Below are 12108 nucleotides of genomic sequence, written 5' to 3'. Positions count from 1 at the left end.
TACGGGCTGAAGTGCCTTTCGTGCATCGGTAGTTCTACCTAGTCATGCGGGTATCTCGACATGTGGAACAATCTTGCGTGGCCAAGGGTGCTGTGATTTCGTCACATCGCTCGTCGGGCCGCGAACGACACTCGGACCTGTGGGCCTTTGTCTTGGGTTTCCTGCCAAATTCGACTACGTAGCAATTATGTGGATGACGTGTGAGCAAACCCTCGTTGTCGCCGGTGAATGAGCTGGTAATTCGCCGTCTCTGAATTGATGATGGGTTCGGTCAGTGCTGCCTGAACCCTCTTGATGCGCGACCTAATTGCCATGAGTTTCTTCAAAATTTGACCGCTGTCCATCGGGGGATGCGGCGCGGGAGGGGGGGAAGAATTGTGGACAGCCATGCAGGAGGTCGGCACGCACCCGCGGACCACGTGCACGCATCCGTGGACCACGGCGTGGTGTACGCCGGTTTCCGGGCCGTCGCACTGAGGCAGCCCGACGCGACGGCGGTGATCGGACCCGACGGGACCGCGGCGACGTACGCGACGCTGCTCGGCGCGGTTGAGGCCGCGGCCGGGAAGCTCACCGCGGAGCTCGACCCCGGTGAGGTGCTGGGTCTCGCAGTCGAGGACTCGTTAACCTTCGTCGCCGCATACCTGGCCGCCGCCAAGCTGAACGTGGTGACGGTCCTGCTGGACAGCAAGCTTTCCGCCGAGGAACTGGCGTACAGCACCGGCAAGTTCGACTTGACCCGGCTGGCCGTGAACGGCACCGGCCCCGGCGCCTTCACGCTCGCGCCGGTCCAGGGCGCACGGCCGGCTGCCGCGCGTGCCGCGAACGGCTACGCACCCGGCGACTTCGTGGTGCACTGCACGTCCGGCTCGACCGGCCGGCCCAAGGGCATCGTGATGAGCCAGGCAGCCATCGAGGCCAGAGTCCACCTGTGGGCCGGCGAAATGGAACTGGATCCGGCCGACGTGGTGCTGTGCGCCCTGCCGCTGTGGCACTGCCACGGCATCGACGTCCTGACCCTGCCGGCTCTCCTGACAGGTGCCACGGTCGTGTTCGCGCACGGTGGCCGACTGACCGGCCGAGGTCTGGCCCGGTGCATCGAGCGCCATGGGGTCACCGTGATGAGCGGCCTGCCGGTCATGTACCAGATGCTCACCGAGGCGCGCGGGATACCCGCCCCGGCGCTGAGCTCGCTGCGGCTCGCCATCTCCGGCAGCGCCCCGTTGGCCACGTACACCCAAGAGAGCTTCAAGGAGCGCTACGGGCTGCCGCTGCGGCAGGTGTACGGCCTCTCGGAGATCGCCGTCATCTGCTTCGACCGGCAGTACGTCGGCAACGGCTCCATCGGCAAGCCCATCACCGGTGTGGAGTACCGGCTCGACCCGGTGACCACACAGGACGCGACCGGACCCGCGTACGAGCTCTCCGTACGCGGCCCAGCACTCGCCCGGGGCTACTACCGCGATGCCGATGCCACCGAGGAGATGTTCGACGACGGATGGCTGCGCACCCGCGACCTCATCCGGGCCGAGCCGGACGGCTGGTACGTGCTCGGCCGGCACTCGACCTTCATCAACGTCGCCGGGAACAAGGTCGGCCCGCTCGAGGTCGAGGCCGCCCTGCGCGAGTGTCCCGGGGTGCAGGAGAGCGCCGTGGTCGGCATCCCGGACGCCCGGACCACCGAACACATCGCCGCTCTGCTGGTCACCGGCCAGGGATTCGAGCTGGACGCGGTGCGACGACGGCTCAGCGAGCGACTGCGCTCCTACCAGCTGCCCCAGCGGTACGCGATCGCCGCGACGTTGCCACGGACGCCGCTCGGCAAGACCGACTACGCCGCGGTGCGGCGGCTCATGGACAGTGAAGAGAGGGATGCCAAGTGACCAGTGGCGTAACGGAGGACGCCGTGCTCGACGGTGTGTGGGAAGAGGTGCTGGTCGACGTCCCGGAACGGCTCGACGCGACAGCGGACGGACTGCATGCCGCGCTGGTGGCCAAGTCGGCGGTGGAGTACGAACAGGACGCGAGCCCCGTGTTCGCGCTGCTCAAGCAGGCCCGCGCCACCACAATGCTGATCCCGTCGGCCTGCGGGGGCCGTGGGGCGTCGGCCGTGGACGCGGTACGTTTCCAGGCCGCGCTCGGCGCGCTCGCGCCCTCCGCGGCCATCGCGACGACCATGCACCACTACAAGATCGCCTCCCTCGGCCAGGTGGCCGCCGCCGGGGACGAGCGGGCCGGCACCATCCTCGCGGAGCTCGCCAGGGACGCCCAGCTCATCGCCTCGGGCGGCGCGGAGTCCATGCCCGGACGGGATCTGCGGAGTCTGGGCAGCCAGGCCGTGCGCGGCGCAGACGGGTATCGCATCACCGGTCTGAAGCGCCCCTGCTCGCTGTCCACCAGCATGGACACGATGTCCCTGATGGTCGAGCTGCGTGCCCCCGACGGCGCGCCCGAGGGCTATGCACAGGCCTTTGTGGACGCCCGCGCGCAGGGGGTGGCGCGCGAGCCGTTCTGGCACAGCCCCATCTTCCGGGCGGCGGAGAGCCACGCCGTGCAACTGACCGACGTCCGGGTGCCGCAGGAGCGGGTGTTCCCGCTGGTCGGCGAGACCGGCCGCCGCTTCGCCACCGACTGCTACACCTGGTTCCAGCTGCTGATCAGCGCCTCGTACCTGGGCGTTGCCTGCTGCCTGGCCGAGGCCACGCCGAAGGAACGACGGGCCGGCTCCCGAGCCTGGACCGAAGCCGCCGCGGGGATCCGCCGCCTCGAAGCCGGGCTGCTCGACGCGGCACGCGCCATCGACGACGGTGCACCCGCCGCCGAGCAGCTCAACCTCGCTATGCAGGCGCGCGATCAGGTCGAGGACGAACTCGCCGGACTCGGCAACCTCCTGCTGCGCGCGGCCGGCGGCGGAGTGTTCGCTCGCACCTGCTTCTACGCCATGCTCGCCGGCGCACTCAACGCGATCGCCTTCCACCCGCCGCAGCGCGGTGCCCGGGAGGGCATCGGCCTGGAACTGCTGACCCCGGACGTAAAGGGCCGCGACTGAGATGTACACCCGAGACCACTTCAGCCTCCCGCTGCCGGCCATGCGCGAGTTCGTACAGGCCAAGTCCTTCGGCGTACTGGCCACTTACCACGCAGGGGAGGTCTTCACCTCTCCACTGCCCATCGACCTGCGCTCCACCGACGAAGGGGAGCTGTTCGTCGCCGGACACGTAGCCCGGGCCAACGGCATGGCCGCGGCCTTCGGGACCGGCGCTCCCGCCACGATCACCGTGCTCGGACCGGACACCTACGTCCCCGCCGAGTGGTTCGGCACCCGCAGCCGGATCCCGACCTGGCTGTACTGCGCCGTGGAGATCAGCGGCAGCTTCGAGCTCAGCGACGGGGCGCAGACCCGTGCCGACGTGGAGCTGCTGATCGACCGGCTGCAGAAGCGCGCCGTCGAGGGCTCGACCTGGACGCTGGACGAGATCCCCGCGAACCTCAGCGAGGGATACCTCAAGAACATCGTCGGCTTCCGGCTGCGCGACCTGCGCCTCAAGTCGTGCTTCCGGCTCAACCAGCGCAAGGGCGGCATGGACACCCTGGCCGCGGCGCTGCGGGCCGACGGCGACAGCGCCGTCCGGGAGCTGGCGCAGCTGGTTCTGGAGCCGCCGACCGTCAACGGCGGGTGTCCGGTCTCATGACGGAACAGGACTCTCTGGGGCGACTGCTTGCCCTCGAACCGAGCGGCCGCGTCGCCATCGAATGGTGCGGACAGCGGCTGACGTACGCAGAACTCGCCGCGGCCGTCGACGATCTCGCGGGTACCCTCGTGGAGCGCGGCGCGGCACGGACCCATGTGCTGGTCTTCGGTCCACTGAGTCCGGCCTACGTCGTCGGGCTGCTCGCCGCCCTGCGGTGCGGCGCGGTCCCCGTGCCGGTCGACGCCGGTCTGACGCCCGGCCAGTACGCGTGGGCCGAGCAGCTGGCACAGCCGTTGGTCATCGTCAGCAGCGATGTCTCCACGGTCGCGCACTACCAAGGGGCCGTCGAGCCCGGTGAGTTGCTGCTCGAGGCGGCGACCGGCCGGGTCGTCATGGACGTCGCCGCCCGGCGCGAGCCGCGCGGCGCACGGCGCTACGCGAGCTCCGATGCCGGCTACCTCATACCGACGTCCGGATCGACGGGCGCCCCCAAGGCGATCGTGGGCAGCCGCACTGGTCTGCACGCCTTCCTCTCCTGGTTCACGGCAGAGTTCGGGCTCGGCGGCGAGGACGTCTGCGCCGCGCTCACCCGGGTGAACTTCGACCCGTCACTGCGCGAGCTACTCGCGGTGCTCAGTGTCGGCGGAAGGCTCTGTCTGCCCGCTCCCGACGCCCAGTTGGACCTGCGGGAACTCGCCCGGCACCTGGTGGCGAGCAAGGCCACGACGGCGTTCCTCGTCCCCTCGCTCGCGCGGCGGATCGCCCACGTCCTGCACACCGAGTCGCTCCGCCTCGACCAGCTGCGGCTGGGCTTCTTCGCCGGTGAGGTGCTGCCGCCCCGGGTCGTCGCACAGTGGGCCGAACTGGCTCCGCAGGCCGAGCTCGTGAACCTGTACGGCATGACCGAGGGGACCTTGGCCCAGCTGTTCCGGCGCGACGTCCAGGGCACCGCCGACAGCCCCACGCAGGGGCTGCCGGTCGGGCGTCCCCGGCCGGGGATATCGGTGGCCATCGACCGGCCCGACGCCGACGGGCGCGGAGAGGTGCTCATCACCTCTCCGGCGCCGGCGCTGGGGGCCCTCGGCGAAGGCGTCGGCCCGGAACCCGGGACGTTCCAGGTGGTTCCCATGGGCACGGTGCTGCGCACCGGCGACAGCGGATTCCTCACGTCCCAGGGGGAGTTGATCATCGCGGGCAGGCTCGGAAACGACCTGAAGGTGTCCGGCCGGCGCGTCTCCTTCCACCGGTTCGTGGACGAAGTGGAGACATTGCCGGACGTACGCCAGTGCGTGGTCGTCGACCGCGACGGGCCGCAGGCCTTCCTCTCCGTCGCCGATCCGGCTGCCGGGCGGGCGACGTCGCTCACCGCGGCCGTGCACGAGATCGCCCAGCGCCTCGGGCTGCCCCGGCCCGGTGTCCATCCGCGGGGGGAGCTACCGCTCCTGCGCAGCGGGAAGGTGGACCGGGTGGCGCTGGCCGCGTCGCTGACCGATGTGGCGGGCACCGCGAGGGACGAGGCCCCCGGGAACACCACGGCCCAGCAGGAGGCCGATGTCACCGAGACCCTGCGCGTCCTGCTCGGCCTCGATGCCGGTATCCCCGCGACGACGCCCTTCGTCGACGCGGGCCTCACCTCGCTGGACCTGATGGAGTTCGTCCTGGAGGTCAACCAGCGCCTCGGGGTGAACCTTTCGGTCCAGGACTGCTTCAGCCACCGCGACATCGCCTCGCTCGCCCGGGTGATCGAGCGGGCGCGCGGAGCGGTCGTGCCCGCCGGCCCGCCCCCCGGCCCGCGTACCGGCACCCGTACCGACCCCGCCGAGGACTCCGGCAGCCATCCGCTGTCCACGCGGCAGCAGGCGTACCGGTCCTTGTGCATGACGGACGGCAACGCCAACTGGTGCAACATCTCACGGGAGATACGGTTTGACCGGACCGTGACGCCGGCCGAAGTGCAGGCCGCCGCCGATGTGCTGCTGACCCGGCACGACGTGCTCGGCCTTGCGCTCACCTCGGACTGGACACGGCAGACGCACACGCCGGCGGCCGGCCTGAGCTGCCCGGTCACGCTGTACCGCGGCGCACGGCCGGACGGCTCGACCGCGGTGGATCACCGGGCGCGGGTCCAGCAGGCGCGGGTCGAGGCCGTGTCGGAACTCCTCGACCCCACCGCCGCACCGCCCCTGCGCGCCGTCGTCGTCCAGGGCGCCGAAAGCACCTCCGTCCTGGTGGTGGCGCACCACTTCTTCATCGATGGCCTGAGTCTGGACCTGCTCGCCGGTGAGCTCCGCTCGATCCTGTGCGGACAGCCGCTCGGCGACGCCCCACCACCTCGGGGCTACCGCGACTACTGCCGGGCGACCGAGCGGGTCGAGGAGGCGCACGCACCCGAGGCCGACTACTGGAACGACCTCCTCAACGGCGCCGCACAGGTCGAACTGCCCGCGGCGCGCGGCACGGACGCACGCGTCGGAGCGCTGGTCTCCCGCCCGTTCGGGCTCACCGGCAGCCGCGCCGCCCACCGGATCGCGGCGGCGAGCGGCGTCTCGGTCTTCGCCGTCATGCTGGCCGCCTTCGAGGCGGCCGTCGCGCGGACCTTCGGGCTCGACGCGCCAACCGTGATCGTGCCCGTTCAGGTGCGCCAGGGCGCCCGCACCAGCACCACCGGCATGTTCACCAGCCAGCTCATCGTCCGCGCCGAGGGGCCGGACGGACTGCCCGAGCGGACACGGGAGTTCGCCCGCCAACTGGACGCCGGTACGGCCGCCAGTTCCTGGGAGTTCGACCAGCGGGCGGCCGGCGCCGGCCTCGCCGACGCGGACTGGTTCCCGTTCTCGACCGTGCTCTTCAACCAGCACCCCAAACAGCGTGGCCTGCGTGTCCGCGACCTGGGGGACTGGCAACCGCGTTCGCTCGGACGGGAGTTGCGCTACCAGCTGCAGGGCGAACTGCAGATGTCGGCCGCCGAAATGGCGCTGACCTACTACTACCGGCAGGAAATCGCCATGGACCGGCCCGATGTGATCGACCGGGTGCACGCGAACGTCCTCGCCGCGCTGTGCGAAGCAGAGCTGTGCGAAGCAGAGGGGACCACGGGTGCGTAAGGACATCGTCACACCGACCGATCGCGAGGCACAGCTGCTCGCCCGGCGGGCCGGCCGGACACCGGTGTACGTCTACAGCCGCGAGGCCCTGCGCGCCACCGTCGAGCGCGTCCGCGCGGCCTCGGTGCCGGGAGCGGGCCTGTACTACTCGCTGAAGGCCAACCCGCATCCGGGAGTCGTACAGACGCTGGCCACGCTGGTGGACGGCTTCGACGTCTGCTCGCTCGCGGAGCTGGAGACGGCCCTGAACGCCGGCATGGCGCCGCACAAGGTGCTGTTCACCGGCCCCGCGAAGTCCGGTGAGGAGGCCGCCGCGGCACTCGCGGCGGACGTCATGGTGAGTGTCGAATCACCCCGCCAGGCAGGGCTGTTCGCCAGGACGGCGGCCGAGCTCGGTGTCACCGGCCGGGCCGTCATCCGGCTGAACACGCCCTATCCGGGGCGCACTGCGGGTGCCGACCCGTCGCAGAACCAGTTCGGTGTGGCGCACCAGGACCTCGCCGAGGTCGTGGACATCCTGCGTGCCTCGCCGCTGTCCGTCGCCGGGCTGCAGTTGTTCTGGGGCTCGCAGTACGCGGACGCCGACGTCATCCTCGCCGCGCGCAAGACCATGGAGGAGCAGGCACGGGCGTGCGTGGACCGGTTCGGTCTGCAGGTCGAGTTCGTGTCCATCGGCGGCGGTATCGCCATGCCGTGGTGCGACGCCGACCCGGAGGTGGACTGGGCGGGGCTGGCCGCGGCCGGCCTCGACGCGGTCGCGGTGGACGGAGCGGACGCCGAGGACCGGCTGCCCCTCGTCTGCGAGTACGGGCGGTCCATCGTCGGGCCCGCCGGAAGCCTGCTGACCACGGTGCTCGACATCAAGACCATCGGCGACCGCCGCTACGTCCTCGTCGACGCCGGGATCAACCACGTGTTCATCGCGAGCCGTCTGATCGCCGGGGCCGGCCGGGGTGAACCGCGGGTCCGGATGGTGGGTGCGCGGCCCGACGCGGCGACCAGCCCGGCCTGGGTCACCGGCCCGCTCTGCTCGCAGCTCGACGTGCTGGCCGAGGACGTCCTGCTGCCCGAGGTGGAGGTCGGTGACCTGCTGCTGTTCGAGGGCGTCGGCGCGTACGGCCCGACGTTCAGCCCCAGCGGATTCCTGAGCCGCGACAAGGTGAGAGAGATCGTCTTCTGACATGCGCGACACCATGACGCAGACTTCTCCGGTGGGGCCCGCGCAGCCGGCACTGAGCCCGATCCAGCGCGCCTACCTGGTGGGCGGCCAGGACGGTCTGGAACTGAGCGGGCCCGCACGCTACTACCTGAGCTGTGACCTGAGCACGGACCGTGTCGCCCAGGTCGGTGCCCGGCTGCGCAGGCTGGTGCGGGACAACGACATCCTGCGCATCGGCGCGTCTGCCGGTCTCTCCCTGCATGCCCTGCCGCAGGACGCCGCGCGGCACGTCGACGCGGACGTCCGCTGGGTCGAGACCGCCGACTTCGACACCGCGAACGACGCGGTCCGCCGGGCTTGCACGGCTGAGGACTTCGCCTTCGGTGACTGGCCGCAGCTCGAGGTCACGGTGGTGCGCACAGTGGACCGGGCCCGGCTGCACCTCGTCTACTCGCTGTGGCTGATGGACGCGGCGTCGCTCGCGGTGTTCCTCACCGAACTGGTCGCCGACCACGCCGGTGCCGGCGCCCAGGGCGCGCGGACCCCGGCGGTCCGGGAGCAGACGTCGCGGCGGCCGCGGCGTGACCGCTCGCCACGCGACGAACGCTTCTGGCGCGAGCGGGCGGCGGCACTTCCCGACCCCGCGGAACTACCCCTTGGACCCGAGTGGCGCCAGGCCGGGCCACGGGTGACCCATCGCATGGTCACGGTCGACGCCACGGCGGGGCAGCGCGTCTGCGACCGGGCGAGTGCCCACGGGCTGACCCCCGCGATGGTCTACCTCGCGGTCTACGGCGTCGTCCTGGGCCGGCTCGGCGGCGGATGCCCCCACACGATCACGGTGCTGCGCACCCGGCAGACCGCCCCGCCGACCGCCGCCACCCTGGGCAATCGGGGCACCACCATGCCGTTGGAGATCCCGGCCACGACCGGCCGGAGCTTCGCGGACATCGCGCGGGCCGTGCAGAGCAGCTACCTCACGCAGGCGATGCACGGGTCGCTCAGTGGCGCAGAGATCGCACGGCTTGCCGACCCCGCGGCCGACCTGCGCCGGCTCACCCACCCCTTCGCCTTCACCGCCATCGAGGCCGACGGCGCGGGCGAGGCCGCCCTGGGGCTGCGCCGCCGCTGGGACGAGGTCCAGTTGCGGGTGCCGCAAGTGCTCATCGACCACCAGGTGATCAGGGAGTCCGACGGCACCGTCCGGCTCGGCTTCGACTGGCGGGCGGACGCCTTCGACCCCGGCTTCGCCGAGGACTTCGTGGCGCGGTGCGCGGACTTCGTGGGCGAGCTGGCCGCGTCGGACGAGAGCTGGACAAGTCCTCCGGTACGCACCCCGGTGCCCGCAACGGCCCGAACTGCCGTCGCCGTACCGGCCGTTGGTGTCCCGGTGGCCGAGACCTTGCAGGGCCGCTTCCTGCAGTGCGCCGCCGCCAGCCCCGAAGCACCCGCGGTCCACGACGCGCTGGGCAGCCTGAGCTATGCCGAACTGGCCGACCGGGCCACAGCGGTCGCGGATCTCCTGAGCGCCACTGGTGCCGAGAGTGGGGACCGGGTCGCCGTCCAACTGCCGCGGGGTCGCGGTCAGGTGATCGCCATCCTGGGCAGCCTGCTCGCCGGGTGCGTCTACATTCCGCTGGACCACGGCACGCCGCACGGCCGCCTCGACAGCATCGCGCGCCGCGGCGACATCCGGTTCGCGATCACCGAAGGGCAGCCGGCCACCGACGAGCGCTGGACCGCACGCGGGGTGCACCCCTTGCCGCTGCCGTCCGGCCCGGCCGCGCCCCGGGAACGTACGGGATACGCGGCCCCCGGTCCCACGGCCTATGTCATCTTCACCTCGGGCTCGACCGGCGAACCGAAGGGCGTGGTCCTTTCGCACGCGGCGGTCCTCAACACGATCGACGCAGTGAACGAGGAGTTCGGTGTCGCGCGGACCGACCGGGTGCTCTCCGTGTCCTCGATCGGCTTCGACCTGTCCGTGTACGACGTCTTCGGCCCGCTGCTGCGCGGCGGCTCCGTGGTGATGCTTTCGGAGGAGAGCGCCAAGAGCCCCGCACAGTGGGCCGACCTCGTCGAGCGGCACGGGGTGACCCTGTGGAACTCGGCGCCGGCGCTGGCCTCGCTCTTCGCGGAGGAGGGGCGCGCCGTACCGTCGGTGCGGGCCTTCCTGCTGAGCGGGGACTGGATCCCGCTGACCCTGCCGGGGGCCCTCGAGCAACTTGCGCCCGGCTCGGCGGTGGTCAGTCTGGGCGGGGCGACGGAGGGGGCGATCTGGTCGATCTCCCACCGGGTGACCGAGGCGGACCGCGCGGGCCGCTCCATCCCCTATGGCAGGGCCCTGCCGGGCCAGGACATCCTGGTCCTCGACGCCGAGCGGAACGTCTGTCCGGCCTGGCAGATCGGCGAGATCCACATCGCCGGGGCCGGGGTCGCCGACGGCTACGCCAACGACCCCGTGAAGACCGCGGCCGCCTTCCTCGCCGACCCGGTGTTCGGCAGGATCTACCGCACGGGTGACCGCGGCCGGCGCCAGCCCGACGGGGTGGTCGAATTCCTGGGGCGCACCGACAACCAGGTCAAGCTGAACGGCCACCGGGTGGAACTCGGGGAGATCGAGCACCGCCTGGAAGGCGCACCCGGCATCCGCCGCTGCGCCGTGTGCGTCCGGGGCGACGGACGCCGCAAGAAGCTCGTCGCCTACGTCACCCTCGCCGCCGACGCCCCGGACAGCTGGCGCGACGACGTGTCCGCGATGATCAAGGACACGCTGCCGCACTACATGCTGCCCGACGCCCTGGTCCCGCTCGACAAACTCCCGCTGAACGGCAACGGCAAGCTGGACCGCCGCAGGCTGGCGGCGCTGCCGCTCGCGGACACCGCGGTGGGCGGGTCAACTCCCTTGGCCCAGACCGCCGTTGCGCAGGACGTGCTCGGCCAGGACCTGTACAGCCATGACGTCGCCCGCTGCTGGCAGGAAGTCCTCGGCGAGACCCCCGGCCAGGAGTCCTTCTTCGAGGCGGGCGGCGGTTCGTACGACGCCATCCGGCTGCTCTCGCTGCTGCGCAGCAGGTTCGGTCATACGGTGCCGTTCGGGGACTTCATGGCACACCCCACGGTGGCGGGCCTGGCCGGCCTCTGCCGGGGAACCCGCGCCGCGGGAACGCCGGGCATCTGGACGCACCAGCCGCGGGCCGGCGCCACACCCCGGCTCCGGCTGGTCCTCTTCCCGCCGGTGGGTGGCGGTGTCACCTGCTACTCCGACCTGATCCGGGAGCTCACGGGCGATATCGACGTGCATGTCGTGGGCCTGGACGCGCCGTTGCCCACCGCCGCCGAGGGCGGCGACTCGCTCGCCGGGCTCGCCCGGCGCTGTCTGCGGGAGCTGCCCGGGCAGGCCCTGACCGACGGCGTGCCTCTCGTCTTCGCCGGGTGGTCCTTCGGCGGTGCCCTGGCATTCGAGGCCGCCCGGGCCTGTGACAGGGCCGTGGCGCGCGTGGTGGTGGTGGACACCCCCGCCTCCGGGGCGACCCACCGCCGGGCCGCCGGGCCGGGCGAACCGGCGATCGAGGGGTTCCTGAGGGACGTACAGGAGACCAGCGGCGTACGCATCGATCCCGCGCAGGCGGCCGAGGACCCGGAGCTCAGGACCAGGTTCGCGGTCTACCGGCAGAACCTGACGCTGCTGCGCGAGTGGACACCGCTCCCCGCCGACGTGCCGCTCGTCGAGTTCCGGGCCGCCGAGGCGCCCGCGGAACCGGACGACGCCGCCTGGGCCGAGATCGCGCACCGGGCGGAGGTCGCGGTCCTGGCCGGTGGGCACTTCGACATGTTCCGCGGCAACCACACCCACCGGGTCACAGACGCGATCGAAGGAGCGAAGAGCAATGACCGGATCTGATGTACGCGCCGCGATCCACGAGGAGTTGGCGGCACACGGCTTCCCGTCTCTGACCGACCGGCCCGAGCTGGACCTGATCAGCGCCGGGGTCAACTCGGCCGCCCTGATCCAGATCCTGTCCGCCCTGGAGGACAGGTTCGACATCGACCTGGAGATGGAGCCCCTGTTCGCCCAGCCGGCGACGGTGGCCCGCCTCGAGGCCGAGATCACCCGCATCGCCCGGCTCACCCGCCCGTCCGGCTGATATCA

7 protein-coding genes are annotated in these 12108 nt (G+C 71.5%); all 7 read left to right on the top strand.

Going from position 1 to position 12108, the window contains the following annotated elements:
• Nucleotides 1-419 precede the first annotated feature (419 nt).
• Genes OG729_RS08880 through OG729_RS08850 form a run of 7 tightly spaced genes read left to right on the top strand, consistent with a single transcriptional unit; the run spans nucleotide 420 to nucleotide 12103 of the window.
• Entirely contained in the window at nucleotides 420-1883 is a 1464-nt protein-coding gene (locus OG729_RS08880) for a class I adenylate-forming enzyme family protein (RefSeq protein WP_405805369.1), read from the top strand.
• Nucleotides 1880-3049: an acyl-CoA dehydrogenase family protein gene (locus OG729_RS08875; RefSeq protein ID WP_360869257.1), complete on the top strand. Its 1170-nt coding sequence runs from the start codon at nucleotides 1880-1882 to the stop codon at nucleotides 3047-3049. Before OG729_RS08880 ends, OG729_RS08875 begins: the two co-directional genes overlap by 4 nt.
• Nucleotide 3050: 1 nt before the next feature.
• Nucleotides 3051-3692, top strand: coding sequence for an FMN-binding negative transcriptional regulator (locus OG729_RS08870; protein ID WP_405805367.1), 642 nt, complete (start codon nucleotides 3051-3053; stop codon nucleotides 3690-3692).
• The gene (locus OG729_RS08865; protein WP_405805365.1) at nucleotides 3689-6796 is read left to right on the top strand and encodes an AMP-binding protein; all 3108 of its coding nucleotides are present in this window, start codon (nucleotides 3689-3691) and stop codon (nucleotides 6794-6796) included. Before OG729_RS08870 ends, OG729_RS08865 begins: the two co-directional genes overlap by 4 nt.
• Nucleotides 6789-7976: an alanine racemase gene (locus OG729_RS08860; RefSeq protein WP_405805363.1), complete on the top strand. Its 1188-nt coding sequence runs from the start codon at nucleotides 6789-6791 to the stop codon at nucleotides 7974-7976. The genes OG729_RS08865 and OG729_RS08860 overlap by 8 nt, the downstream gene beginning before the upstream one ends.
• A 13-nt stretch (nucleotides 7977-7989) precedes the next feature.
• Nucleotides 7990-11859 carry a non-ribosomal peptide synthetase gene (locus OG729_RS08855; protein WP_405805361.1) on the top strand — a complete coding sequence of 1290 codons (3870 nt, stop codon included), beginning with the start codon at nucleotides 7990-7992 and terminating at the stop codon, nucleotides 11857-11859.
• Nucleotides 11846-12103, top strand: a complete 258-nt coding sequence (locus OG729_RS08850) for an acyl carrier protein (protein WP_360869242.1) — start codon at nucleotides 11846-11848, stop codon at nucleotides 12101-12103. Before OG729_RS08855 ends, OG729_RS08850 begins: the two co-directional genes overlap by 14 nt.
• The last annotated feature ends 5 nt before the right edge of the window (nucleotides 12104-12108 follow it).

This window comes from Streptomyces sp. NBC_00210 (assembly GCF_045160975.1).
GTDB lineage: Bacteria > Actinomycetota > Actinomycetes > Streptomycetales > Streptomycetaceae > Streptomyces.
This window is presented reverse-complemented; position numbering and strand designations above follow the sequence as displayed.

Bases quoted from the DNA above. Each gene is read 5' to 3' on its own strand.
- OG729_RS08870 (WP_405805367.1), top strand. From the start codon at position 3,051: ATGTACACCCGAGACCACTTCAGCCTCCCGCTGCCGGCCATGCGCGAG.
- OG729_RS08865 (WP_405805365.1), top strand. From the start codon at position 3,689: ATGACGGAACAGGACTCTCTGGGGCGACTGCTTGCCCTCGAACCGAGC.
- OG729_RS08855 (WP_405805361.1), top strand. From the start codon at position 7,990: ATGACGCAGACTTCTCCGGTGGGGCCCGCGCAGCCGGCACTGAGCCCG.
- OG729_RS08850 (WP_360869242.1), top strand. From the start codon at position 11,846: ATGACCGGATCTGATGTACGCGCCGCGATCCACGAGGAGTTGGCGGCA.